Source organism: Saprospiraceae bacterium, from assembly GCA_016719615.1.
Taxonomy (GTDB): Bacteria; Bacteroidota; Bacteroidia; order Chitinophagales; family Saprospiraceae; genus Vicinibacter.
Genome location: JADJYQ010000013.1, coordinates 20,091 through 46,151 on the forward strand (window position 1 = coordinate 20,091; position 26,061 = coordinate 46,151).

General features: G+C 36.9%; 29 protein-coding genes and 3 pseudogenes. 7 read left to right on the plus strand and 25 right to left on the minus strand.

The features are described from left to right. Nucleotides 1-236: 236 nt before the first annotated feature. Together IPM92_17370 and IPM92_17375 are read right to left on the minus strand one after the other, a co-directional pair. Nucleotides 237-797 carry a GNAT family N-acetyltransferase gene (locus IPM92_17370; protein ID MBK9110080.1) on the minus strand — a complete coding sequence of 187 codons (561 nt, stop codon included), beginning with the start codon at nucleotides 795-797 and terminating at the stop codon, nucleotides 237-239. Between the two features lie 155 nt (nucleotides 798-952). Next, nucleotides 953-1,447: a hypothetical protein gene (locus tag IPM92_17375; GenBank protein ID MBK9110081.1), complete on the minus strand. Its 495-nt coding sequence runs from the start codon at nucleotides 1,445-1,447 to the stop codon at nucleotides 953-955. Nucleotides 1,448-1,737: 290 nt separating this feature from the next. Between IPM92_17375 and IPM92_17380 the strand changes: the two genes are divergently transcribed. Both IPM92_17380 and ric read left to right on the plus strand, forming a co-directional pair. After that, the gene (locus IPM92_17380; protein ID MBK9110082.1) at nucleotides 1,738-2,169 is read left to right on the plus strand and encodes an Rrf2 family transcriptional regulator; all 432 of its coding nucleotides are present in this window, start codon (nucleotides 1,738-1,740) and stop codon (nucleotides 2,167-2,169) included. 11 nt (nucleotides 2,170-2,180) lie between these two features. Beyond that, nucleotides 2,181-2,908: pseudogene (ric, locus tag IPM92_17385) on the plus strand (iron-sulfur cluster repair di-iron protein). Between the two features lie 23 nt (nucleotides 2,909-2,931). Here ric and IPM92_17390 read toward each other — a convergent pair. Both IPM92_17390 and IPM92_17395 read right to left on the minus strand, forming a co-directional pair. Beyond that, nucleotides 2,932-3,468 carry a hypothetical protein gene (locus tag IPM92_17390; GenBank protein MBK9110083.1) on the minus strand — a complete coding sequence of 179 codons (537 nt, stop codon included), beginning with the start codon at nucleotides 3,466-3,468 and terminating at the stop codon, nucleotides 2,932-2,934. A gap of 138 nt (nucleotides 3,469-3,606) precedes the next feature. After that, nucleotides 3,607-4,122, minus strand: a complete 516-nt coding sequence (locus IPM92_17395) for an AAA family ATPase (GenBank protein ID MBK9110084.1) — start codon at nucleotides 4,120-4,122, stop codon at nucleotides 3,607-3,609. A 294-nt stretch (nucleotides 4,123-4,416) separates the two neighbouring features. Here IPM92_17395 and IPM92_17400 point away from each other — a divergent pair. Continuing rightward, nucleotides 4,417-5,692: pseudogene (locus IPM92_17400) on the plus strand (acyl-CoA dehydrogenase family protein). A gap of 650 nt (nucleotides 5,693-6,342) precedes the next feature. Further along, on the plus strand, nucleotides 6,343-6,921 hold the full coding sequence (locus tag IPM92_17405) for a CBS domain-containing protein (protein ID MBK9110085.1): 579 nt from the start codon (nucleotides 6,343-6,345) through the stop codon (nucleotides 6,919-6,921). A gap of 822 nt (nucleotides 6,922-7,743) precedes the next feature. Here IPM92_17405 and IPM92_17410 read toward each other — a convergent pair. The 15 genes from IPM92_17410 to IPM92_17480 form a co-directional block, all read right to left on the minus strand. After that, nucleotides 7,744-7,905, minus strand: coding sequence for a hypothetical protein (locus IPM92_17410; GenBank protein ID MBK9110086.1), 162 nt, complete (start codon nucleotides 7,903-7,905; stop codon nucleotides 7,744-7,746). A 122-nt stretch (nucleotides 7,906-8,027) separates the two neighbouring features. Continuing rightward, nucleotides 8,028-11,582 carry a PPC domain-containing protein gene (locus IPM92_17415; GenBank protein MBK9110087.1) on the minus strand — a complete coding sequence of 1,185 codons (3,555 nt, stop codon included), beginning with the start codon at nucleotides 11,580-11,582 and terminating at the stop codon, nucleotides 8,028-8,030. Nucleotides 11,583-12,198: 616 nt separating this feature from the next. Further along, on the minus strand, nucleotides 12,199-12,696 hold the full coding sequence (locus IPM92_17420) for a hypothetical protein (protein ID MBK9110088.1): 498 nt from the start codon (nucleotides 12,694-12,696) through the stop codon (nucleotides 12,199-12,201). 890 nt (nucleotides 12,697-13,586) lie between these two features. Continuing rightward, a complete protein-coding gene (locus tag IPM92_17425) occupies nucleotides 13,587-13,880 on the minus strand; it encodes a response regulator transcription factor (protein ID MBK9110089.1) in 294 nt (97 codons plus the stop codon). 15 nt (nucleotides 13,881-13,895) lie between these two features. Next, on the minus strand, nucleotides 13,896-14,216 hold the full coding sequence (locus IPM92_17430; GenBank protein ID MBK9110090.1) for a response regulator: 321 nt from the start codon (nucleotides 14,214-14,216) through the stop codon (nucleotides 13,896-13,898). A gap of 89 nt (nucleotides 14,217-14,305) precedes the next feature. Then, entirely contained in the window at nucleotides 14,306-14,500 is a 195-nt protein-coding gene (locus IPM92_17435) for a hypothetical protein (protein MBK9110091.1), read from the minus strand. A 137-nt stretch (nucleotides 14,501-14,637) separates the two neighbouring features. Further along, nucleotides 14,638-14,880: a hypothetical protein gene (locus tag IPM92_17440; protein MBK9110092.1), complete on the minus strand. Its 243-nt coding sequence runs from the start codon at nucleotides 14,878-14,880 to the stop codon at nucleotides 14,638-14,640. A gap of 869 nt (nucleotides 14,881-15,749) precedes the next feature. Further along, a complete protein-coding gene (locus IPM92_17445; protein ID MBK9110093.1) occupies nucleotides 15,750-15,950 on the minus strand; it encodes a hypothetical protein in 201 nt (66 codons plus the stop codon). Between the two features lie 169 nt (nucleotides 15,951-16,119). Continuing rightward, the gene (locus IPM92_17450) at nucleotides 16,120-16,359 is read right to left on the minus strand and encodes a hypothetical protein (GenBank protein MBK9110094.1); all 240 of its coding nucleotides are present in this window, start codon (nucleotides 16,357-16,359) and stop codon (nucleotides 16,120-16,122) included. 86 nt (nucleotides 16,360-16,445) lie between these two features. Beyond that, nucleotides 16,446-16,682, minus strand: a complete 237-nt coding sequence (locus tag IPM92_17455) for a hypothetical protein (protein ID MBK9110095.1) — start codon at nucleotides 16,680-16,682, stop codon at nucleotides 16,446-16,448. 55 nt (nucleotides 16,683-16,737) lie between these two features. Beyond that, complete coding sequence (locus IPM92_17460) at nucleotides 16,738-17,580, minus strand: hypothetical protein (GenBank protein ID MBK9110096.1); 843 nt, start codon at nucleotides 17,578-17,580, stop codon at nucleotides 16,738-16,740. A gap of 182 nt (nucleotides 17,581-17,762) precedes the next feature. Beyond that, nucleotides 17,763-18,080, minus strand: a complete 318-nt coding sequence (locus IPM92_17465) for a hypothetical protein (protein MBK9110097.1) — start codon at nucleotides 18,078-18,080, stop codon at nucleotides 17,763-17,765. A gap of 10 nt (nucleotides 18,081-18,090) precedes the next feature. Then, nucleotides 18,091-18,306 carry a hypothetical protein gene (locus tag IPM92_17470; GenBank protein ID MBK9110098.1) on the minus strand — a complete coding sequence of 72 codons (216 nt, stop codon included), beginning with the start codon at nucleotides 18,304-18,306 and terminating at the stop codon, nucleotides 18,091-18,093. A gap of 821 nt (nucleotides 18,307-19,127) precedes the next feature. Continuing rightward, nucleotides 19,128-19,343, minus strand: a complete 216-nt coding sequence (locus tag IPM92_17475) for a hypothetical protein (GenBank protein MBK9110099.1) — start codon at nucleotides 19,341-19,343, stop codon at nucleotides 19,128-19,130. Between the two features lie 456 nt (nucleotides 19,344-19,799). Continuing rightward, entirely contained in the window at nucleotides 19,800-20,249 is a 450-nt protein-coding gene (locus tag IPM92_17480; protein MBK9110100.1) for a hypothetical protein, read from the minus strand. Nucleotides 20,250-21,124: 875 nt separating this feature from the next. Here IPM92_17480 and IPM92_17485 point away from each other — a divergent pair. Then, entirely contained in the window at nucleotides 21,125-21,337 is a 213-nt protein-coding gene (locus tag IPM92_17485) for a hypothetical protein (GenBank protein MBK9110101.1), read from the plus strand. Nucleotides 21,338-22,157: 820 nt separating this feature from the next. Here IPM92_17485 and IPM92_17490 read toward each other — a convergent pair. The 6 genes from IPM92_17490 to IPM92_17515 all read right to left on the minus strand — a co-directional run bounded on the left by IPM92_17490 (nucleotide 22,158) and on the right by IPM92_17515 (nucleotide 24,064). Beyond that, complete coding sequence (locus IPM92_17490) at nucleotides 22,158-22,454, minus strand: hypothetical protein (protein ID MBK9110102.1); 297 nt, start codon at nucleotides 22,452-22,454, stop codon at nucleotides 22,158-22,160. Further along, on the minus strand, nucleotides 22,454-22,699 hold the full coding sequence (locus IPM92_17495; GenBank protein MBK9110103.1) for a caspase family protein: 246 nt from the start codon (nucleotides 22,697-22,699) through the stop codon (nucleotides 22,454-22,456). Before IPM92_17495 ends, IPM92_17490 begins: the two co-directional genes overlap by 1 nt. A 75-nt stretch (nucleotides 22,700-22,774) precedes the next feature. Continuing rightward, complete coding sequence (locus tag IPM92_17500; protein ID MBK9110104.1) at nucleotides 22,775-23,197, minus strand: hypothetical protein; 423 nt, start codon at nucleotides 23,195-23,197, stop codon at nucleotides 22,775-22,777. Further along, nucleotides 23,166-23,366, minus strand: a complete 201-nt coding sequence (locus IPM92_17505) for a hypothetical protein (protein ID MBK9110105.1) — start codon at nucleotides 23,364-23,366, stop codon at nucleotides 23,166-23,168. Before IPM92_17505 ends, IPM92_17500 begins: the two co-directional genes overlap by 32 nt. Beyond that, entirely contained in the window at nucleotides 23,347-23,553 is a 207-nt protein-coding gene (locus IPM92_17510; GenBank protein MBK9110106.1) for a hypothetical protein, read from the minus strand. The genes IPM92_17505 and IPM92_17510 overlap by 20 nt, the downstream gene beginning before the upstream one ends. A 196-nt stretch (nucleotides 23,554-23,749) precedes the next feature. Continuing rightward, nucleotides 23,750-24,064, minus strand: coding sequence for a hypothetical protein (locus IPM92_17515; protein ID MBK9110107.1), 315 nt, complete (start codon nucleotides 24,062-24,064; stop codon nucleotides 23,750-23,752). A gap of 235 nt (nucleotides 24,065-24,299) precedes the next feature. Between IPM92_17515 and IPM92_17520 the strand changes: the two genes are divergently transcribed. After that, the gene (locus IPM92_17520) at nucleotides 24,300-24,437 is read left to right on the plus strand and encodes a hypothetical protein (protein MBK9110108.1); all 138 of its coding nucleotides are present in this window, start codon (nucleotides 24,300-24,302) and stop codon (nucleotides 24,435-24,437) included. Nucleotides 24,438-24,972: 535 nt separating this feature from the next. Beyond that, nucleotides 24,973-25,625: pseudogene (locus IPM92_17525) on the plus strand (hypothetical protein). The last annotated feature ends 436 nt before the right edge of the window (nucleotides 25,626-26,061 follow it).

The following is a 26,061-nucleotide window of genomic DNA, read 5'->3' on the forward strand; positions in this document are numbered from 1 at the left end:
ATTCCAGGTCCTAATATTCTTTGTGTTCTATAATATTCAACCAGCTCATAAATGGCTTCCAGTTTATCTAGGTCTTCAATGGATTCCAGTAGAGTATTAATATCCTTTATCAAAGTATTCTTTGTCATAATTCTACAAAAATAGCAATTTTCTTTGTTTTGGCCGGTATGGTATCACTCATGACTAAACGATAAATTCTTTCATTTAGCCACCCCAAATATCAGTAGTATACATATTCATATTAAATAATTTTCAGATTGTATTAATACCCGGTCTTCTTTCAGGTCAAGTTTCATCATAAGATCCGTCTGCACTTCACCGCCCAATTTGAATAAGTGTTTATCAAATGTTTGAAAACCATTTTTCTCATAAAACTTTATAGCCTTGTGGTTTTTCTCCCAAACTCCCAACCAAATATAATCTGCATTTTTGTTTCCAGCCATTTCAAGAGCTTTGTTAAAAAGATCCTGCCCTAAGTTTTTACCCTGAAATTCCCTGAGCACATAAATCCTTTCTATTTCCACACCCAGATCAGATTTCAATTCGGTCTGTGCCTGGCCAAAGTTTAATTTCAGATACCCTACAACATCTTTGTCATATGTCGCAAAATAAAATTCCGAATTTCCATCACTTAGCTCAGATAATAGTTTCTCGATTGAAAATTCCTCGTCCAAATACTTTTTCATATTCTCTGTAGAATTTACAGATGCAAATGTTTCTGTAAATGTTTGCCGACTTATTTGTTGCAAACGGCCAATGTCGTTCGTTGTTAATTTTAAAATTTCAACTTGCTTCATGATATCAACTTGAGCATCAAATAAAATAATTAAAATTTCAAAACGAAATAATTTGGCAAGTGTGATGCTTTCAATAATTGGCAACAGCATTTGGGTTGAATTCCTCCTAACAAGCCAATCCATACTTTTAAATAAAACTGGTATCAGTTAAAAAATTACATCCGTTTATAAATTCCATCAAAGGCCACACTTAATATTTTACCATCTGCATCTACAATATCCCATTTCTGAGAGACCGTACCATATTCCAATACTTGCCAGGTAATTTTGTTCTTGTAATTGTAATTTTTTCCTTTGATTGTTTCACTTTCCACAATCATCTTACCCATCACAAAATTTCCTTTTAATTTCAGAATCGTGCCTTTATTATCGAGGTATAACTGATTCCATGTTTTCTCAGTTGGATCGTAATAATTATAACTGGTACCCGTTAACTGGGCTGATTTCCAATTTTCGAGAATGACGCAAGAGTCTTGTATATACTGAATCACATTTTCACCCACCTTAATCCCCTTTGGATTTAAAACTTCCCATTTCCCAAGCCAAAAGTCAAACTGCCTGTGTTGCGGAGAAGAACAGGCTTGTGCGTTTTGACTTTGGAGATTGCAGACCAAAACAAACATGAATAAGAGTGAAATCAAATTTCTCATGGATAGAAAATTTTTTTAATAATAAGCATACCAGATTTTAAACTTTGAATTGCCAATTCAAAAGATAAATTTATAACTTTCTCCTTACTTAAAAATTAAAATCACACTTCTACAGCCTAGATATAAAATAAAGGAGTTGGTTTCAGCCCTTAGACTTGTCCTTTCCATTAAAAACTCGTGTTTTCAAGTATGAAATGCACATTTTTAATAAAATTTTCAATTAAAATAATAACGGACAAATATGTCCATTATTATAGAATATAGTTTAACTTTGTAAAAAATTCAGAAACATGTTCTCCAAAGCTTGCGAATATGCTATAAAAGCCAGCCTTTATATCGCCATGAAATCGGAAGGCAATGCCAGGGTGGGGCTACAGGAGATTGCTGAAGAAATCCAATCACCGATTTCGTTTACCTCTAAAATTCTACAGAAGCTGGTAAAATCAAAAATCATCGACTCCCAAAAAGGCCCGACAGGTGGTTTTGAGATCAAAAAATCAAAGCTGCAAAAAACCAGCTTAAGCGAAATAGTGGCAGCCATTGATGGGGACTCCATATATATGGACTGCGCACTGGGTTTTGCGCATTGTAATGAGAAAAAACCTTGTCCGCTGCATTTTAAGTTTAAAGCATTACGCGAAGAGCTCAGACAAATGTTGGAACATACCAGTCTCTTGGATTTATCAAAAGACATTCAAAAGCGCAAAACATTTTTAAAATAAAATTGATAGCTATGATCACATTAGACATTACATCTCAGCCTACTGTTGGTTCCTTTGTAGCCAGGGATTATCGGACAGCCGCTGTATTTCAGAAATACGGCATTGACTTTGTTGCAAAGGCGGAAAAACCGTTCATGAAGTCTGCAAAAACAAAATATTGATGAAAACGAACTCCTTCACCAATTGGATCATGTGTCCAGACAAACCGAAGGACAAGCCATTGATTTTCAATCCTGGTCTCCGGATTTGCTCGCAGATTACATCGAAAAAAAACATCATCGATACGTTGAACAAATGATCGAAACAATTCCTCCATTTCTGGACAAACTTTGTAAGGTACATGGAAGTAATCACCCGGAATTGTATGAAATCACCAAAGAATTTAAAACTTCGGCTTTGGAATTGAGCAATCATATGCAAAAAGGAAGAATTAATCTTGTTTCCTTACATCCGCCAAATGGTTCATGCTAATCAACAGAATCAAAGACTTGAAAGACCTCCTTTTGGAACTGTAGAAAATCCCATCCAAATGATGCATCGCGAACACGATGTGGAAGGCGATCGTTTTCGTAAAATCTCACAACTTAGCGATGCCTACACCCCTCCACCGGATGCTTGCACAACCTATCGGGTGGCGTTTTCTATGTTGAAAGACTTTGAAGATGATTTGCACATGCACATTCACCTGGAGAATAATATTTTGTTTCCGAAGGCTGTTGAGCTGGAGTTGCAGTATTAAATTTTACCAAAAAAGTAATCTTACTAATACAACATACCAAATAACCAAATAGGAATCGTCTGTCTGTTGCCGATTTCAATTTGGTCCTTAACCAAAAAAGCATTTTGATAATTTTTAATTTGCCTATTTGTTTTATTTTTTCCATCAACTTCTAAAATATATTTTTCATTCACTAAAAAATCCCCATATAATGCGGCTTTGACTTGATGGGCATTTTTTAATTGATTTAATAAAAAGCATTGCCTTACCTGTCCTATTTCACAATGTCCAGGGGCCAAAGCATACATCACATTTGTGTTTTGCAGGTATATTTTTTCTGCCTTTCGCATGACACCGGCATCCCTGCCCATTGGCAATAGCTGATGGATAAGTTCCGCTTTTTCCAATATTTTAAAATAATGCATTAACGCATTTCTGTTTGTCTGAATAATTTCTGCAAGTTTACTGATATTAGGTTTAAAAGGAACAGAAACTGAAATATGATACAAAAGTTTTCTTAGTTTATAAATACTTTCATATTCGATGGACTCAACAGAAGGCAAATCATTTTCCAGAATCATCGTTATAACTTGAAGCAATTTTTGGGCATAGACCTTTTCCCCTCCAAATGATATGGATAATATCCGATTTTCAGATAGGCCTCAAAATATTCAAATGGCCTTAATTTCCGGGAATAATCTAAAGCGATCTCTTCGTGTTTATATAGTACATCTTCCAGAGATATTGGTTCTAAAGAAATATTTCCATTCATGAGCAAAATTCCTATAAGAAAGTCCATAAAGCTGGTAACTAGTTAATCTCCGACTGAGATCACCAATTCCCTTGTAAAGTTCCAAAATTGAGGAACTGGTGAAAACCAATTTCAAATCCGGATAACTGTCGTAAACATTTTTTAACTCGCGAGACCAATTTGGATATTTATGCACTTCATCAATCGCCAGTATTTTTCCCCCTTTTAAATAAAAGTGATGAGCGAAGTCCATTAGTGAATTCGAAGTAAAATAAAAATCATCCAGGCTTATGTAGATTGCCATATTTCCAGGCAAGTTTAAGCTCTTTAAATATTGCAGTAATAATATAGTCTTACCAGTGCCTCTTGCTCCTTTTATGGCAATTAGTCTTTGAGTCCAATCAATTTGATTAAATAAATATCTGGGATGCAGAACATCCAATTTACTGGTCAATCTTTGAGATTTTTCAATCAAATAATTCATTTTGCAATTTTGAAGTAACAAATTTATAGATATTTTGCTATTTTAAATTATCATTTTATGAATTATTGAACTAATACATTGAATATCATATAATTGTGAGTAATTTTTTTTAAAAAATTTCAAAAATTGGCAACATTTCAGCTGAAATGAAAAATTTCATGCGATCGGGTTCATTACTTTTGATATATCTCACTACTCCTGTGAAAAAAAAAGGGATATCGTTCAAGCCTGACTGCTATTCAGTCCCACAAACTCTGCATCTTTGGTTTTATCTTCGCGGTTTAATCGATTGATATGTATTTTACCTTAACTGAAGAACAATTGGCCGTACAGGAGGCCGCCAGGGAGTTTGCCCGCAGGGAATTATTACCGGGTGTGATCGAAAGAGATTCTAAAATGATCTACCCGAAAGAGCAAGTCCAGAAAATGGCCGAACTCGGATTTTTGGGCATGATGGTCTCTCCTGAATATGGCGGAGGCGGTATGGACACCATTTCCTATGTTTTAGCCATGACCGAAATCAGTAAAATTGATAATTCCTGCTCTGTCATCATGTCTGTGAATAATAGTCTCGTCTGTTGGGGAATCGAAAAATGGGCACTGAAGAACAGAAACAAAAATACTTGCCAAAACTTGCAACAGGAGAATGGATTGGCGCATTTTGCCTCTCCGAACCCGAAGCCGGGAGTGACGCCACCGCACAAAAGACCATGGCTGTTGATTGTGGAGATCATTATCTATTAAACGGTACCAAAAACTGGATCACCAATGGAGGCAGCTCCAATGTACATCTCGTGATGGCGCAAGCTGACCCCACTCAGGGCAGCAGAGGTATTTGCACTTTTATTGTAGAAACTTCATGGCCGGGCGTGATCATAGGCGCAAAGGAAGATAAGTTAGGTATTCGCTCATCAGATACACATACGATCATGTACAATGACGTAAAAGTGCCTAAAGAAAATTTGCTGGGTCCGGCAGGAGACGGTTTCAAATTTGCCATGAAAACCTTAACCGGTGGCCGCATTGGAATTGCCTCACAAGCATTAGGTATCGCTTCCGGTGCATATGAGTTGGCCATCAACTATGCCAAAGAACGGGCAACTTTTGGCAAACCCATTGCACAGCATCAGGCCATTGCATTCAAACTTGCAGATATGGCCACTGAAGTCGAAGCAGCAAAATTGATGGTGCTAAGAGCAGCATGGATGAAAGATCAGGGTATGGATTTTACAACAGCTGCCAGCATGGCAAAATTGTTTGCATCTGATGTCGCCATGAAACACACGGTTGAAGCCGTTCAAATTCATGGCGGGTATGGCTTTGTAAAGGAATACCATGTAGAACGCCTGATGCGGGATGCTAAAATTACCCAGATCTACGAGGAACTTCCGAAGTACAGCGCATTGTTATATCAAGAGCAATCTTGCAGGGGCAGTTGTATCAACCGATGTGGGGGAGTAGGATTATAGGGGAAAGGCTGAAGGCTAAAGCTTGGAAGAGATTATGGATTATGGTAACAAAACTAACACTTGTTAGGTTTACATATACTGAATATTTATTGAATTTTTAATTCGTTATTTATTGCGAATCAACATTAGCTTCTTCTTTACTGTGATCTGTTAACTGCCAATTGAAAACTTCTTCAAGACTACCAACTGAAAACTTCATTCCAGCAACCATCAACTAACAACTAACAACTATCAACTAACAATGCTTCCATGTTCGAAAAAGCCTGGTATATAGGGTCCTTCACGAAAATTCCCGTGAAAATCCACTGGACCTTTCTATTGATTCTAATTTATATCATTGGTTCCGGTCTTTCCGAGGTGCATCTACCAAAGAGATCGTCATTGAAGTTTGCTTTATTCTTGCTATGTTTTTTGTGTGGTCTTACATGAATTTGGGCATGCCCTTACCGCACAACGTTATGGTATCAAACAGAAGATATTATCCTGCTACCTATTGGCGGTGTAGCACGATTGCGCAATATGCCTGAAAAAACCTATCCAGGAATTGATTGTAGCCATTATGGGCCCAATGGTAAATGTTGTCATCGCATTGTTGCTTTTCATTTTTCTTAGTATATACATGGATATCAATATTTTAGTCTGGATCTTTTGGAAAACATTCATTTTGGAAACTGGTCGGGATTTTTGCCTTTGTTGATGATCTCTAATATCATGTTGGTTCTCTTCAACATGATTCCTGCTTTTCCGATGGATGGAGGTCGCGTTTGCGGGCTTTACTTTCTATGAATTTCGGCAGGCTAAAGCTACGCGTATTGCCTCTTTGGCCGGACAAGCGATCTGTATAGTCCTAATAGCCATCGGTCTTTATTATTCAGCATACACGCTGGCATTAATCGGCGTTTTTATTTTCTTAAGTGCTTCTCAGGAATACCGTTCTGTTGCTTTGGATACGGCACTCAAAAATAAAACAGTAAGAACTTGTTATCAAAAAGATGTTCCGCCATTAACTGAGTATCTGGATCTTAAAACTGCACATGAGCTCATTTTACATTATCCGTATCAATATTTTCCGGTGATCAATCTTATGGGAAGTTACAGCGGTTGGGTTTCTGCACAACAGATCAAAACGGCTGTCAAACAAAATCCAGAATCAAAAATATCCGACATCAGTCATAAATCACTATTAAGCATTCATCCGGATACAAGCCTCACAAATGCACTCCACAATATGCAAAGCGCCAACGAATTGCTGCTCGTTGTGGAAAACGAACAAGTGTTAGGTACCATTGATCGCATTTCATTGCAGCAGTATGTTGGGATGGTGGAATGAGTGGGAGAGCTTAAAGCGAAAAGGTAAAAGCTAAAAGCTTAAAACCTGCTCAGGGTGTGACATCTACTTTTTAGATTCATTTTCTTCCCTTCCTTCCTCTATGAGCCTCTGCGTTTTGCTTTAATTGGTATTTTATATTGTTTATCAGGCTTTACAACTCTTGGGAGCATATATGAGATTATAAATTTTAACACCGGAACCAAATTTATAATCCCAATCCCTAATTCCTTGGTTCATCTACTTTGTTCCTGCATTGACCTTGGGATTTACATTGCTAATCTTAAACACATTAATAAGGTATCAACGTAATTATCTGCAAAGCTGAATCCACCATATCATTGTACTCCATTTTAATCTTCTTACTATTTATCTCCAAAATTTTCCATGGCTCATAGTCTACATCATCAATACCAGCATACAATATCCTGCCATCTTCTGATAATTTCCAAGGTATGTTATATTTTTAGAATCCGCAATCCATTATACCCATGTCAATACATAAAATTCCATCTTTACAAAAAATACTTATCATCTGCATCGCAATCACTGATTGGTTCATCAATTCCATTTACGACAAATGAGAACTCCCGCCAGATTGTACCTGTCAATATATCGGTACGCGAAATTTCATCTTCTTCTTTATTGCAGGAAATAAAGAAGGTAGTTACTTAAAATAAAAGCTGAAGTAGCTAATTTAATAAAATTTTTTTCATGTTAAATGATTTAGAATATTTCAAATTCTTTAATGCCTTGGAATTAAAATACCGAATAATGGATAGTGCCGGACTGCCGTTTGGTTCCGGCACTATCTAGAGGTTCATTTTAATGTATAATTTCTATTCTTTGAATAATTTGTTGTGCCTTGCCAGTAATTCTTATAAAATAGATTCCTGAAGCCAATGATTCAGTGTTCCAACTCATTTCTTTAAAATCACATGTCGAAACATCAACCGAATTCAGCTCTGATCCATAGAGATTTATCAAACTGACTTTAAAGTCATTATGATTTTGGCAATTGAATATGAATATTCATTTTTCATTTACCGGATTCGGGTATACCTGAACCTGAAGATCAGATTCATTTGAATTCAAGGTTCCAACAATTATCATGCGTTTACAACACATATAGGTCCTGCCTTGATCATTATATTGGACACAAATTTCCTGACTGCTGCCATAGGAAAGTTGACTTGAAGGGATGGCCCAGTACCCAGCAATGCGCCCGTCTTTTGATTATACCAAAGCACGTTGGAGTAGCTGGCTGATACATTCAATATAAGTTGTCCTGACGGCAGTACCTGAGATTGAATGATGCCTGCACAAATTTTGGGATCGCATAACCAAAACCTTTTACAACAGATGTACCAACGACCATTATAAAAATAACGGGCCGTTATAATCCGTTCTTCGCAAGGACCCGTCGATGGTGGAGGTATTGGATTTGAAATGGGCCCGCCACCAATGTCGCCTCCGCCTGTATCATCTTTCCAGGTCACTTGAGATGCCCCACTCTGGGTCAATTCAAATTGATAAGTTTTGGCGTTTCCATCATAACGGAAAATAATGTTTCCACATTCAAAGGGATTGCAAATCCAAACCCGACGACAACATATATACCAACGTCCGTTAGCGAAATATTTGACAGAGATGATTCGCTCAATACAATCACCGGGATTGGGTGGTACAGGAATCGGATTTGAAATGGGCCCACCTCCAATATCTCCACCGCCGGTATCATCTTTCCAGGTGATGTTAGTTGCTCCTGATGTGTTCAGATTAAAAACCATTCCGTTTGAATTTAAATCATAGCGAAAATCGAATTCAAAACATTCGAATGGATTGCAGATCCACACCCTTCTACAGCATATATACCAACGACCGTTAGCAAAATACTTTACGGAAATTATTCGTTCGATGCAATCACCCGGATTAGGTGGAACAGGAATCGGCCTGGATATGGGTCCTCCGCCAATATCTCCTCCGCCGGTATCATCTTTCCAGGTAATGTTAGTTGCTCCCTGAGTGTTTAATTGGAAAATCATGCCACCTGAATTCAAATCGTAGCGATAATCAAATTCTAAACAATCGAATGGATTGCAAATCCAGATTTTACGGCAGCAGATATACCACCTTCCGTTAAGGTAATACGTTACCGTAATGGTTTTTTCTACACATCCGCTGCCCGGTGGGGCAGGAATTGGATTGGAGATTGGCCCGCCACCAATAGTGCCCCCTCCTGTATCATCTTTCCAAACTATATTCGTTGCACCCGGAAGGTCTAAGGTAAATGTGTAATTATTGCTGTTGGAATTGAAACGATAATCAAAAAGGAAACAATCAAACGGATTGGCAATCCATATGCGGTAACAACAGTATTCCAAACAGTTGTTAGTATTCAGGTATGGAAAACAAATGATGTATTCGCCTTGACTCGGAAATGTATATTGAAAGCTGGTGGATCCTGCAGTTTGTACTTCATTATTTCCGACTTTCCATTTTCTACCGGGAGCTATGGCTTTTGTACTTGTAAAAGTGTATAACAGATTATTACCATTTCCTGAGTACTTATAAGTGACAAAACCACAATTATACAATTCGATCGGGTTGGTACAACAATTCCAGTCTACCGCAATATCATAATTTCCCTCACTATTCTTCCAGCCGTCTACCACAATGTAATACCTCCCTGCTGAAAGTTGCATCGTTATCGTCTCATTTTGACCTTTAGGATTTACACTAGAAGCCAAACATACATCCTCATTACAATCCTTAAATAAAAACATTTCAAAATCATCATTCGGATCTCTGATGTTGGTCAGACTGATGGTAACATTCTGACTGGAATTCAACAGAAATGAATATACTTTTTCCTTTCCAGTACAACCCGTACCGGGATCTGAAATTTTAGAAGGATTACAATACAAACTCACATTGTTAAAACCATTTTGGTTGGATTCATTGAACAGCGTTTGTTTGCATTCGATGGGCTTTGCGTTACCACAATCCAACAATCCACAATTTGCAGTGAGTGTAAAAGGACCTACCTGGCTCGTCGTTGGTCCATCCACAAGAATATAATAATATCCTGCTGCAGCATTATTGACGCGAATGATTTCAATATTATTCCCATTTGCTGCTACACTGTTTGCGCTTCTATATAAACATTGGACCGGATTGCAAGATGAAAGTAGAAAAATATCATGATCGATGTTTGTACTAAATAAAGTGATGACTAAATCACCTGAGCTATTGGGTTTATAGATTTCAAACAATTGATCGCCAGCAGAAAAATTATTTGCTGATGTATGGCAAGTGTTCAAATCAGAAATACTAAAAGCACTGCTTCTGCCTGAGGTGTTTCCAGTATAGGTTTGTCCACAGGAAATAGGAGTAATGTTTTGACATTTGTTTGCGGGTGGTGCACAATCGGGATCCTTTTCAGTTTTAAGCAAAAAATAATCGAGATCTCCATCATCCCAATAACCTGCAGCCAGATAACCTGCATCAGAATGTCGCCGAATATCACTTAAAACACGTGTTACCATGTCAGATCCAGAAGTTTCAGCATACCAGATTATATCAGAAAGAATGGAATTATATTTAGCGATGGCGGGATATTGTCCTATTAAATTCCCGCTTTGCCCACCAATAACCGGTAGATTATTACAATCTACGGTAACACAATGATAATTTGCAGTGTAATCAAGAAGAAACGGATGGCTGGTCACAATTTTCACATGAGTTAAAATCCCGGATGAATTCACTCTTGCCAACCATGTAAAAGCATAATTATCCGGCCAGTTACTACCGATATTGTTGGGTCCGGTGATCTGCCCTTTACAATAGGTACGGCCCAGCAAGTAAACTTCATCAGTAGTTGTAATTTCACCATCGACAAAATCATCTGCTGTGGTACCGCCATAATATTTATTCCAAATTACATCGTAGTTATTCCTATTGATTTTTGCCATCCAAACATCACTATAGTAAAGCACTTCACTATTGGCATAACACCCCTCTTCAACGGGATGGAAATTTCCCATGACTAAAACATTACCATCTGAGGTGAACCTAATTTCATAAATGATATCACCAATCGTATAACTTACACCACCTAGTCGACTTCCAACACTACTTAGGTTATATAAAATGGCTGCGCCACCATAACCATTCGTATAACCGCCAACCAGGAAAGTACCATCTGTTTTCTTTGCTATCGCATGAAAGGCAGAACTTCTATTGTCTATAACAGATGGGTGTGTTTGTTCCCAGATAAGTCCGCCGGATTTATTGATTTTAAAAATCCATGCATCGTAATCCTTTTGGCCTACAATTACATAGCCATCTGAAACTTCAACTGCCTGATGCGCATATTCAGCTTCTCTTGAACCAATACATTGTTGCCATTCAGTAGTTCCGTTGGCTCGTCTTTTGACGATCCAAGCATCCGTAAGTCCATGCTGACCGGATACCATGCCATCGTTAGAATCTGTACTTCCAATGAGAAGTGAGCCACCATCTGAACATTCTAAAACAAAAACAGCTTGTTCATTTTTTGAACCACCGGCAAAGTAATTCCATTGCTCGGCAGGGCCGTTTTGGGCGAAACAAAAATCCCCTACCAGGATAGTAAAGACAATACAAATGATATACTTTTTCATAATTCTGATTTTTAATTGTGGGTCAAAAATGCTGGAGAATATAGAATTTGGAAATATAACTTTGGTTAGGGGGGCTTTGGGGGGGTATACTACCCTCATTTTAGATATATCGGATTGGAGGATGGTAGGCTTGTAGGGGTTTAGGCTTGTGGGCAATATGTCAGTCCATACCTTATCTCATAAGGTAGAAATTTACAAAAGGAAAAGATTGGATTTAAAGGTTTTCATTCTTAGTGACATCCAGTTGTTTATATATTTTACTATTGTTTTAAATTCCATCCATATGAATTGATTATTATAACTTGAAAAACGATACGAAGTATTACAAAACAAAAAGGCCGCTATTGCGGCCCTTACGTTCTTGTTGAAATATGATTACTTCACACATTGAGGACAAAGGTTGTCAAGAACTTTCATCAATAATATAAAATTAAGGAGCTCAAAACTTTGTCAGACGTTGTTCAATTCCAATTTTAAATTCGGTAAAATATTGTCATTTGCTCCTATGGCATTTTCATAGACTGATTCAAAACATAAAGTTTAGATTTAAATAGCTTTGTGCCAGTATTATTCTGTTGTGATGGACTTAATAACATTTTTACACCAGCATCAAAATTTACCTGATCAGTTCTACTGTACCAATTATTTTTTCTAAATTAATTTTATTCGTTATGGGCATATGTAAGTTTATATTACCATATATACTAATCACATCTTTGTAAATAACAAATTCAAAACCCGACTTAAATTGCACTGACTGATATTTGAATCCACTAATACCTAAAATTGAATCCCCAGCAAACTGTTTACTCATATAATATATTTCATAATTTAAACCAGTCTTTTGATTCTCATTGACTAATGCAATTGCGGTGGTACTACCTTTATAATAAATTGAAAAATCGCTTAATTCCGGAAAATATAAGTTTTCATTTAGATTAGCATTTTCTGAAAATAAACCTCCCGTAAATAAGCCCAGTTCATTATAAGATTTACCAAATTTGGCTGTTGCCTGTAGCGTCAATGAAGGGGAATATTTATTAGCAAAATTGGAAATTGCTGGAGAAGCTGCAATTCCGTTTAATGCATCTGTTTTTTGTGATTTTCTCCTCAAGACTTGAAATTCTATCCCTCAATTCTTTAAATCAGTCGTTTATATGAATAATTCCCTATACAAGTCCAATTTATAAAGTATCGCTTTCGACAGATAATTTTTTACTATCTGAATTATAAATAACACGATTACCAAGCTTTCAACTTCATCAGTTAGTGTCAAAGTTTCTCTTTATCAATTCTATTTCAAACCACGTCATGTATATTGATTTCATCATGATATCAACACTATCTATAAATTCCCTTTTACTCATTAATGTAGATGAATAATTCAATTTTAAATCTTTCAATTTATCCTCCAGTAAATAATAGTTTACTTCACATTCTCTAGTTATTGCAATGTTATCATCTTTGTATTTTGATTGATTCAAATTTAATTTAAAGAAGGTTATTTACATCAGCTGATTTACTTCTTAACTAGTATTCAATTCTTGCTGACTCTTTTGGCTTTTGTCTTAATTTATAAATTTCACTAGATTTCTTTTGTCCTTTTGAATTTGGTTTTGCAATGTGTCAATAAGATTCTCCAATTAGATCATTTGATTTTCTTTGAAACGATGTATCAACAAATTGAACATCAGAATAATCAACTGAGGCCGTTTTGTTTCTAAATCAATCAGTGTAATTGCCTTAATGGTGCTTTTGGGAGATTTTGTTTGAATACTATTTAAAACAGTTTGGCAATAAAGTAGTCCTGAGTTAAAAATGAGAAGGAGAATAATTACTTTTTTCATGATTAATTTTTTGCACAAACTTATTATGCAATTATTTTAATCAAAACCTAACTTTTGTTATATCAACCCAATAGTCAATAATCAAATACTGCTGTAGTATTCTATTCTATTGCGCAATAATTCATCCAAGTAGCATATTTGAATAGTATTGGAAACGTTAGATTAAATTTTTGAGTCTGTTCACGGCTTCGGTCCGATTGCTGACCTGCAATTTATCGTAGATTTTATGGATATGTTGTTTGACGGTACCCGTAGTGATGCCCATCTTATCAGCAATCTCTTTATACAACAAGCCTTGTGCGAGCCACTCCAATAATTCGCGTTCGCGTGAGGTGATAGGTAAGTCCTTGGGATCATTTTTAATGTTCGGAGTCCATTTTTGGAATACATCCAATACCCGACGCGCAATACTTGGAGACATGGGAGATCCTCCTTCGTATAATTCACACAAGGCAGTTATGAGTTTTCAGTTGCGGCGCCTTAAGAATGTAACCTTTGCTCCTACTGGAAGCGGTTTAAATATTTTTTCGTCGTCTTCATAAACGGTAAACATACAATACTGCATGGAAGGACACTTGGGAGCCAACTGAAGCATCGCTTCAATGCCACTGGCACGTGGCAAACCAATATCGACTATTAAAATATCTGCCGGCTTTTGTGGCAAAAACCGGATGGCGTCTTCTGCATTGTGGTATACTTGTTTGCATTGCATGTTGGTTTCGGCATTGATCAGCTCCTGCAACGCGACAACAACGTCTTTCAGATCTTCCGGGATAGCAAAGTTCATTTTCGTAATAATTAAGCCCGATCGGAATCTAAAGTACAGCATAAATGGAAATTCAGTTTGTCCATCGATAAATATAATCAAAGTTATTACTACAGGGATGACCGTTTGCAGAGTATTACCAGACAGCCAGTTTTATTGGATTCCGCAGTGGCTATTCCGTCGCGGTGCAAATCGACGTAACTACCAACCAGACTATTAGTAAGTCTCAGGCGGTATTCGTGATCACCTGCCTTAAATATATGTTCTGCGCCGAGAGGACAGATTTTTACTAACGGCGGTTCCATTGCAACGAATGATTTCCATTGACATCAGGTAATTATTGTGGTATTCGATCTGGTGCCGTCAAGGTAAACTGTAAAAATTTTCATTCTTTTTTACTCAAAGATGCCAGACAAAGGTCAATTGATAAATATAACTTTTGTTAGACCAATTCCGCTTCAACCGGGAAGCATAGCGTGATCATACTGCCGCTTACTGACGATTGAATGTTTACTGTACCCTGGAGTGTTTCCATGCGTTTACGCAAGTTATATAAGCCATTGCCTTTGTCACTTACTTGTTGCACATCAAATCCGTGGCCATCGTCAGATATGGAAATACAAACACTTTGTTCTTTGAAAGTACAATGAATAATGGCTTGACTTGCATGCGCGTGCTTGACCAAATTATTGTAAGACTTCTTTTACTGACAATAGAATGTTTCTCCTTCTCCCCACTAATTTTGATATATTCTGGAAAGGCTTGTTGTTCCCTTAACAAAAGGCATTCCCGTGTTCTTCAAATATTCATGGCCTTAATGGCGCAGATAGACCATAAGTTTCCGAAGTTGTCGTTACGCGGGTTCCAGGGCCCAAATGATTTCAGACATTTGCGCAATAGGCTATTTGCTTTGTTCTGCTATTTTCCGGATCTGCGACTTTTCCTCATCTGATTGGAAGCTGGCGCATAGCGCGATCACTGAGAGTAACGAATAGGTTGTTGAGTCCTGATCCCAAGTCATCGCTACATTTCACCTGGCGCTATGCGGTGCGTTCTGTTCGATAGCTTGTTTTTGTCGATCAACAAACGTTGCTCGCGGAGTAGCAGGTCCTTTTTCGAGTTGGCGTTGGTGGGTGCAAGTTATAATCCCCAAAAGCAATGTAAAACTAAAAAAACTATGGTATTACCACTTAAAAGCGGAACCAGGGCTTCATCAGAATGGAGCTAAAATTTCAATCGGAAATTCTTGCAAATTACTTTCGCAGAAAGATCTGTAATGTTGTACAGCAATAAAAAGTATATTTTCGAGTTTGTTGAAATATAGTTTACTGCCACTTCGAATTCTAAAAATGATTCCAGGAAGATTTCTATAGGGGCTAAATAATATTGAATATTGCTACTTCAGGGTGATCATATGAGTTGAATTTATGGTGAAGCACAGCGGATTAGTTTGAGGTGGCAACACCAAACTATCTAAAATAGAAGCTTATCCTCACGAGAAGAACTTTATTGAATTAACGATCAATTGATTCAAGTACATCCGGGGCAGATTGCTTATCTACAACTAATGGGATTAAACGTAGTTAATTTCTGTGCCGGAAAAGAAAATGGAATCCCTTGGATGGCACCACAAGCTCCGCAAGTATTTGTTTTCTCATTCATGAATGGTTCCAATACGTTTTCATTGATTTGTACGGGATCATCACTGAAACAAGCCTGATGCATTTCGGCTTCCCCAGATTTTCGCTTCGGCATCACTTACAATACACACATGTATTTAACCTTGTTATCTATGGCATCGGATTTTTAAGTTCAAAATTATCCAGGTATTACTAATTAACCAATGGAACTTGAAAAATAAAATTTGTTCTGATTGGCGTCATACACCTAGTCATACAAGTCGCAACAAATGGTATTTCGCACATTACTTTTGGGACCATTGTATTGTAGTTCTTATAAGATCTTCGTTCAGACCCGTGATGAGATATTTACGATTGATAGCATTAACATAGTGGTACATTTTTGTTTGAGGATTCGGGAGATCCAATTCATACCAATAATCTCCGGAATACCTTAGGATTTTTCGATCTGTCGTACATAAATATTTGTCTCCATCAGCCGACTGAAAAAACCTGAAAATTCGATCTTTAGGAAGAACCTCCATTTTTGTTATTACCAGGACCCTGTAGGTTCATTAAAAATACATAAAGCTATTGGAAATAATAGTATGGTATTTTATTGTTCTGAATATTAAGATCCTTTTAATTTATCAATAGGTGACATTTTCGATTGGTCTTCTTCATACCTGACTGATAAAATTTCAATTTCTTGAAAAGTGACATAATATTTACCATTGACAATTACTGGACATATTGCCTTCAAAAGATTTGGAAATGAAAATGGTTGAATGAGAAGGAATTTGGATTTAATACTGCTAAAAATTCCATAAGAACTGAGTGTAACGCTACCATCCCTAGTCTTGAACATTTTCTTTGCACAGGGTCTTTTATGTCCGTCACGAAAAGCCTGCCACCTGAAATATTCAATGTTTCTCGAATTGGATCCTTACCAAACCCCGATCGCTGGTAGAAGCAAGCACATTGAATTTCATCTGCATAATTGCACAAGGACGTTTTGAATAGCTTGTTTTTGCCAAATAGCTCTTTACCAAAAAGTGTTGAGGATCCCCAAGAAAAAGGCCCTTATCTCCAAACAAAAGCAAGCTGCCATCACTTTGAATCAGAATATCTTGTAAAAGACAATATGAGGGCCAATTTATCCAACTCTTTACAGTTGTTCCTTCAGAATGTAAACTGTCTGCTTGAAAGACCGATGGATGATAGGTAAAGTAATAAGCATAATATTGTTGCCTCTTCTCATTTGCTGTAATTCTTTTTCCACCTATATTCTGGGCAACAAGTATAAATTGCTTTGATTCTATATCAAATTGAAGAACATCACTGCCGTGCTTTATCCACAAGCGTTTATTAGCTTGTGCCCAACCAAAACAATGGTAATCACTGGTCAGATATGTGCCATTACTGGCCTGAATCTGGAAACTAATCGACTTCTGAGTTCTTTTGTCAAAACAAACCAGGCTTTCATAATTGCAAAACCATATTTTGTCGAATTGATCAAAATAAAAATTGCTTTGAATATTAGGGCTTCCCTTTTCGACCAGTTTTTTTCTGACAAATTCTCTCCCATCAAATACGAAAACCTGATGGGTTGTCCCCAAATAAATCAGGCCTTCAGGTGATTCAGAAATGAAGTCGCAAGTTTCGGGGAAATGAATTTTACTTTGCGCACATACGTACCCAATCGATAAATAAAAAATATAAATAATTAGTTGAAAGTAGATTCCAAATTCGATATTTGTAGTCAAAATTCAATATTTAACTTTTATTCTTGCTTATTTTTTACTTGACTCAGATACATAAATTTTATGGCCAAGATCAGGATCCGTTAGTGGAATGGTCCCTGTATGACCATAAACAGCATAAGCAAGATTGTTATTTGATATTCTGCATTTGTGGATACATAAAAATTGTATAGTTAAAGGTGACTCTAGCAGTACCTCCAAAATATGAGCTCTTTCAAATTTATTAAACTTAATAATGCCGCCCTGGGTGAGGAATGATCAGGACAAGGCAATTCTCCAACATAAATAGGTGTAGATTGCCCATTGATTGGTATTGCTTTTAACCTGAAATGCACTTCCCCAGAAATTAGTACACTATCAACTTCAAAGTAAGCAGATTGTTGATTACTTTCTATAAAGGATGCTATAGGTGCTTTATAAAAATTTGTAACACATGGATTATCCTGGGTACCGGAAGAGATCAATCGATCTGTTTTCGGATCAAAAACTCTTGAATATGTCATTGTAAAATATTTAAATGGTTATAAATGCAGGTTGCGATGGTTTCCGGTCTATTGAAGTTACACTATGAAGAAATAAAGTTAAACTGTTTTCAACACTCCCGCCGCCCCTAAAGGAAATCGCAACACCTATTAACTTTGAAGCATCAGCCATAGCTGCTGCTAAGATAGCTTCAAAATGATTTTTGTTGAACGTATTAGGGATGTTAAATTGCCCTACGAGTAGCATTGGATGATCCGGAATGCACTGCTCCGGGCAAGGAAATCACCAAATATATAGGATTTGTTGTTTGTTGATTGATAAAATTTAAACAAAAAATAATTTTGACTCGGGAAATCCAGGTATTGTTTCTGCTTGCACTTGAACTTCAGTATAGGTTTTCCTTGATAAACGCTTTAGTTTGAATGGAACAAAACTTGTACTGCATAAAGCATTGGAACCAACATTGTTTTGATAATGTCAGATGTGGATTAATAATTGCGATGCCACATATTAAAATTTTTTTTTATTAATATTAGTAGAAAATTTCAATTTCAATTACAGGAATAACTGCATCATTCGATTGATGAAAGGCTTTGGTCTCTTCTGTTATTAATGATAAATCCTATATTCAGACCTAATGCCTTGATCCTGATCCAAGAAGTCCAACACAGCTTTGAATCCAAGTTTACAAAATCGGTATTGTCTCAAGACCCAGTAGAAAGTTTTTGAAAACTTTCGCTATCGCTGATTTGAAGAAAAATGTGAGCCATAAGTGAAAAATTATTAAACAAGACGAAATCAATCCCAGATTTAAATTAAAGATTCCGGGATTTGTTTGTGCTGTCATTGATGGCAAAAGTTTACCTTGGTATGAAAAATTTAAATAGAAAGTAGTCGCTTTTTTGAGACATTCTTTAAAAGGTTTCCATGCAATGGTATTGAAAAATGAAAAGTTTGCATTTTCATCCACAAATAAGCCCTCCGATCTTTATTGTCATGTGAACCTAAAATAATTCTCAGATTCTGCAAAGAAATTATAGTTCTTTTTGTCGCTACTGTCAAATCGTTTACTGGCTACCAATTCTATTTTGGGTTGTATTGCACCCCGACTTTCCTAAGTTTGCCAATAAAATCATTCCTGGTTTTACTTCGGCAGCATTTTCTTCCTCAGGATCTTCTTCCCTAACTTCTGCACTTGTGGTTGTTGCTTTAACCCGCTTACTCTTGTTGAATTCAAGTCCGGCTTGGGCTTCAAGGAATTTAGGACAAACTACTAGCGTCAAACAAATAAGACTAATAAATTGATTTCATGCTATGATAACATTTTTTGAACTCCATTATTAATACGCCCTAAGATTTCACCTAAAACTTTGACAATGGTTTCTCCAAAAGTAGCCAGGATCAAAGCATAACCAATGTATATCAACTGACACCTTACATCCGATTGTGAGCAAATAATATAGTTTATCCATGAGTTCAAGCACTAAAGGGGTGCATGCCGAGGCTATAAAAAAGCAAGAATAAGCTTCTTACGCCATTCATTAAAACCGTACTTGAGGCCTCTTTAAAATTGACCGAGTTAACATTATCGCTATATCCAAATGCCCGATTTTTTAGATTCAGAATCCAAGGCAAAGGCTCCCATTGCGCCAATACAACTCGTGATTACTGTTGTTAAAATAAAATGAAGCCAAGTTAAATTTTCGAGATCGCATTGAAGTAAACTATATTATGAATTTTTAAATTCCTGAAACACCCACAACATCAGTAGCCAAATCCAATTTGAGCATAGCCCCATCCTCTGTTTGCGCCCCCAAGGTAAAGGAACCATAACTCACCAGCTGCAAACAAGCTTCCCCATCTTTTGCTTCGATAACAGGCTTGGGGTTGTTGAAACTTGGGTGAAGAAAGAATTGCACTTTTCCTTTTAGTGGTTCCTGTTTGTAAATACTGCGAACAAAAATTTTCAAGCGATACAAACCCGAACCGGGAATTTCATCAACGCTTGCACTGATGCGCTTCCCCTTATCTTCCAATTGTCCGTTCCAATTGGCTTTTAAAGGATCGTCAGACTCATTCTCATGGAATGCTTTTTCATTCCTGACTTTCACTTCGAGTCCTTTTCCCACACCCTGGGCCATCATGGCCATAGTTTCATCCTGAGCTTTTGCAAGCTCCTGTTTGATCATTTCCTCAAATGTTACGCCGTCCTTGCCAATGGTAATTTTGAGGCTGTAGTTACCCCTTTAGTTTTATGGCTTCAAATAACCCCCAACATTGACTTTCTGTAAATTATCGCCAGAAAGCCTTCAGACCAAAAGGCTGAATTTATTGCTTCGCAAAGTTTTTAAATGTTCGCCATCGAGAATTAATTCTTGATGAATATTAAGAACTACTATTAATTGAGCAAATTTAATCATCTGTTATTGTGGATACAGGAATCAGCCCCTTGAAAGGGGGGTTTATCCTGTTTTCCACCGGGAAGCAACCGTTCAAATCACTTAGCTCTTCAAAATCTCCAAAATCCAGGTAGGTAAATCTTTTGTTGTTGATAATAGATAAAAGGATCCGCAAATTTGAATGTCACTTCCAAGAACTGCAATCCTTCCATTGAAGTCTAAATAAAAAATATACCAACAAGATCTAATCTTTCTCAATCTCTACTTCACGATTGTATTCACCTTAAAAGCAAAATAATAAACACTTATTTTCCAACCAAAACCAAATCATTAATTTTATATTAAATTATTTTCGTAAATTTTGAATCTAATATTCAACAAATTTCTATCATTATTACAGCTCTGAAATATAACTTTTGTTATATGTACAAAACTTTCAATTGCAACAAAAAATCTAGTTGCTAAACGAACTCAAACAATAGTTTCTCCTGCACGCATCTTTTAAACTAAAATAAGCTCATACAATTGAATGAAAGAAAAACATTTTCATTCATTGCTGAATTCCACTTCAAATACTTGCCTTATATAATTATATCCATTCATTTCAGCGAATCTTTGTGCTCGCAAATTATTGAGTATATTTGTTTTCAGCAAGAATTTACCAAATGAAAAGAAATAATTATAGTAGCCCATTTATTTTTCTACTACTTCTTTTAATCTCCTGCAATAAAGAAAAACTGCAGATCTGCAGATCCTTCAGCCAAAAAATCATCAACCCCAATGGCGACAGCGAACTTGCGCTTAATGCGGAAATGTATGACGAGACTTTTGAATTAAAAACAAATGATAAAAAGGTAAACCGAAGCGGAATTTTTTGACTATGAAAAATTCTAACCGCCCATGCCACCGAACCGGAAAAAGCAGCCTCAGCCGAATACAAGGCCTTTTGCTCGCTTCATTTGCAACAAGTCAAGCTAACTGAATAACAGCAGCCCAGAATTGAAGAAAGAGCATTTCTCCAATTTGATCAGCCAATGCAAAAATTGTCATAATTCTTTGTGCCCCGGGCCAATTGTAAAAAATAAATAAGTTGGAATTTCTTAAGGATGGAAGAAGGATGTCTGTTAGTCTGTTAGTCTGTTAGTCTGTTTGTCTGTTTGTCTGTTAGCCTGTTAGTCTGTTAGACTGTTTGTCTGTTTGTCTGTTAGTCTGTTAGTCTGTTAGTCTGTTAGTCTGTTAGTCTGTTAGTCTGTTAGGTAAACAACACGCACTAACGTATGTTAGTTCAAATAATACAACTTTTTTAAATTATTTTTCCGAACTTGACTTTCTATAAAAATATTACTTTGAGCTTTTGATCGCTTGTATGGAATGGGTTGAAACCCATTCCTATTCATAGTTGAGGGTTCATTTTAGTGTTTTGGGGCTTATGTTTTTAAATCAGACTTTTTTATGTTCTCGCTTTGTATCCGGCTGAAGCCGGTATATAGGTTTGCGCTATATTGGCTGGAATGGGTAGGCTTAATGTCTTGTAGGAATCAATACAAACTAATGTATGTTAGTTCAAAATAAATATAAATTTTTTAAAATTATTTTTATTAACTTTATTTGCCAAAGAATGCTGCTTGACTATTGACTATTATGACAATTAAAAATCCATAATCTATAATCTATAATCCTTACTCCATATTCCACTACCTAGTCTTCTTCCCGGATAAATCCTACCGGCATCTGTTCGTCGTAATCTCCGGCGATCATTGGAGTTTGTACATTTCCAGTGTATTCGCGTACATTTTTATAGATGTATTCGAAGAGTTCTTTAAGTACAATTGTTTGATCGCCATCGGCGTCTGCATCGCCTTTTAAACCGCGGATTAAAAATGTGAAAAACGCCTTGACGCAACCCGCCATCTTCCAATGAATATTCTTTGCTCTTGGAGGACATGACAAATGGATGCCGCCTTTACTTTGCGCCAGATCTTCGTAATAATGCATCAGCGATGATGAGAACGATCCCTTTGCGCAAGAACGCTGCCTGAATGACAGGCATCGATAAAACAAATTTTGTTTTTAGCGCGACTTCTATTGATGATGTCTTTGACTTCATCGTGTTTGAGAATATTTTGAATACCATCATAATCGATAGGCAAAAAAGTGCCTTCGAGCCCATGACCGGAATAATACAACATCACCACATCGTTTTCATCGGTCAGAAAAACCTGATTTAATGCCGTGAGAATAGCATTGCGACTGGCATGTCATCAATCAAAACGCGAACTTTGTTGATCTTTGAGTGCTCCGCCCTCGAGGACTTTTCAAAAGGCATAGACTTTATAAGCATCGTCATCTGAATATTTTAAAACGGGCATATGGTCATATCTAGCGATTCCTATGATCACTGCCCAGATTTTGACTTCTTTACTATGTTCCACTGCTACATTGGCATCAAAAATAAATTCTTTACGCCTGCTCAATTCTTTCACAGCTTTACCATGATCCCAGACAGCTCCGTAAATTAATCCTGAGGTAAAATACATCATCCCTTCACCATTAGGCGAATGATTTTTCCATTGACCTTCATAGCGGTCACCATTTGAATAATAACAAATGCCTGGTCCTACAGGTTCGCCATCGACAAACTCACCTACATATTTCGAACCATCTGCATATTTGAAAACGCCTCGACCCGATTCGCAGAAACTGACATTACAATCCGGCAATTCCGATTCTGGCTCCATTTCTATTCTTGGCTTCTATTTTTTGAATCGGCTTTTCCTGAACTATAGCTTCCTTGAATTTTAATTTCCTGCTTGATTTCAGGCTTTGTTTCACTACCGGCACTTGATCAGCATGTTGAACTTTGGTTTCTTCCTTTTTCTTTTGGTTTTCACCAAAAACGGTCAACATCAGAATTATCTGTTACAATTTCACTTATTCCGGAATCTACTGTCGAACCAAAATTTTGTTGAAATATTTTTCTTCTTCGCTTGTTTCGAAATAGGCAGCTGTTTTCCAAAACGATCTCCTGATGATCGAGTTTATGTTCCTCATCTTTTTGTTGATCAGTTGCAGCAGTCACAACAGCTTGCTCCATAGGTTTTGACTGTTCTTCAACTTGTACTTGATCATTTTGTCGCCGACCATTCTGCTGAGACTATCTTCCCGTTTGCATCATGAAAATTTCTGAGCCCATGTGTTTTTTACTGGCTTTCCATTGGCCCGTAAAGTGAGCTCCCTGACTTATAATACAAGGCCCTTGCCCTTCAAATAAAGCATTTACAAAGTCACCTTCATAGCGTTCCTCCTGTTTTAAAATAATAGTTCCCTTTACCGTTCGGTTTGTTGGCATACCAAAGGCCGATGTACTTGTCGCCTCTACCAAATTCCATGACTCCATGGCCTTGCATGAGATTTTGCTCATAACCCCGTGTAGACATCGCCATTGGCGAATTCCATCTTACCTCACCCTGTCTCAAATCCTTGCTCCATTCACCCAGATATTTGTTTTGATTGTAGTAATAGTAAATACCTTTCTTCGCGCAAACCCGAACGAAATTCGCCTGTATACCTACTACCATCGGCATAAACCATGGTACCAAAGCCATTGATGCAATTTCCTGATACAATTCTGGGCATTTAATGCCAGGTTTAAAAACCCCTATGGAGATCAATAATTTGCTTACAGATATGCTGATTTTATGTAGAAGACAGATGCTATAGGCCCAAAGTTATATTAAATAAAAAGCTAATATATAAAATATCTGTTTTAAAAGCGCTGATGAGTTGAAAACACAAATTTCAAGGGTATTAGTATCTTTGCATCCTAAATATTTCGTTAAAATGAAACATTATCTATTAGACTTGATTACGGGCCCTGTTAAGTTGCAAAATGAGAAAGCTGCAGAAACTGTACCAGAATCGAATCAAACAAACGCTTTAGCCTATTACGGTGACAGTATATCTACCGATAGCTTTTAACGGTAGATGAAACGATTCAATCACGGGCAGGCAATGACAGTATTATGACCTCTGTGAGCGGATACGTAACAAGCGTGTGCCAAAAAAAAGGGTTGCTGGATGGTTTTGAGCCAAAACCCGGGCGACACTACCTGACTTTTTGTAAAATTCAGAGATTATGTTTTTTTGTTCCTTTTAGATTTTTCAGGTAGCAAAGTTGTAATACGTGGATAAGAATTCAAAGAAATCACTTCTGTTGATGATTTGAAACATTATGCTGAAGATGAAGGGAAATCTGCAGATGAAATAGCGAAAATCACGGATCCTCTGAGGAATTGAAATTTATGGCCGATGGAGTCGCTTTGATTGAAAATCCTACGAATAATTTTACCAACTTGTCAGTTTGTTGCTAAATAATTATTTGTCAAGATTTTATTCAAATGATTTTCTCTTTCTGCGTTCTAAGAATATTTTATACCGTATTGAATAAAAACTTCCATTTTCGAATTATTGGGAAAACAATCTTCGTTTTACCTTTAATCACGTTTGTAAAACGATTCCAAAATCTACATTGCATCTTCCTCTGCTAAAGATAGCGTTGATAAAATCTGGACCATCAGCAACAGATCTAATCAAACGCTTCGGAACCTATCTGCGCTTTACAAACAGTGGCAGATTGTCCGGGACGGGTTATGTGAGTATTTTACCTGTAGATCAGGGTATCGAACATAGTGCCGGTGCTTCGTTCGCACCCAATCCGGAGTATTTTGATCCGGAAAATATAGTTAAACTAGCCATTGAAGGTGGTTGTAATGCAGTTGTTTTCTACTTATGGCGGTACTTGCTTCTGTTTCGCAAGTATGCGCATAAAATCTTCTTTTGTTAAAGTTAACCACACAACGAATTATTAACTTTTCCTAACCGTGCCGATCAACTCATGTATGGTAGTAGAAGATGCATTGGAACATGGGAGCAGCAGGAATAGGTGCTACTATTTATTTTGGATCTGAAGAAAGTGGCCGCCAGATTTTGAAATTGCAGAAGCATTCGAGCACGCACATCCACTAGGTATGTTTACGGTATTGTGGTGTTATCTGCGAAATTTTGATATCCGGAAGGAAAGCTTTTCAAAAGCCGCTTAAAGAAGGTGTAGAATTATTGAATGCCATACAAGATGTTTACCTGGATAAAAAGATCACAATAGCCTGATCCTGATATACGAATTATTAATTTTCTGAAGAAGTTGGTCACCATTAATTATCTGCTCTGAATTTCTTCATACATCTTATTTTACAATTTGTTTATTTGGGCTTTGAGCTCATTAAAAGGACCCGAAAAATAAAATTTCTTCGGGTCTTTGATAGTGATTGGTTTGTATTTTAGTTTGTTTTCAAACTTCCTTAAATTCATAATGTAAATCTGTCTCGTCCTTGTTTTCGCCACACGAATTTCCCTGAATCTGGTTTTTTGCGCAAAACTTCCTTCTCGAAATCTATCTCTCCTTCGCTAGGGACTTTTCGTGGTGCATTTAAAATTCGTGCCTTCCTTCGAAACATTGGTAGTGTAAGAAGCAGGACCAAATCCATACTGCCGACAACCTTCTGAATCAAATGTTCCCTTAGCAAAACGAAGCACATCAGGTCTT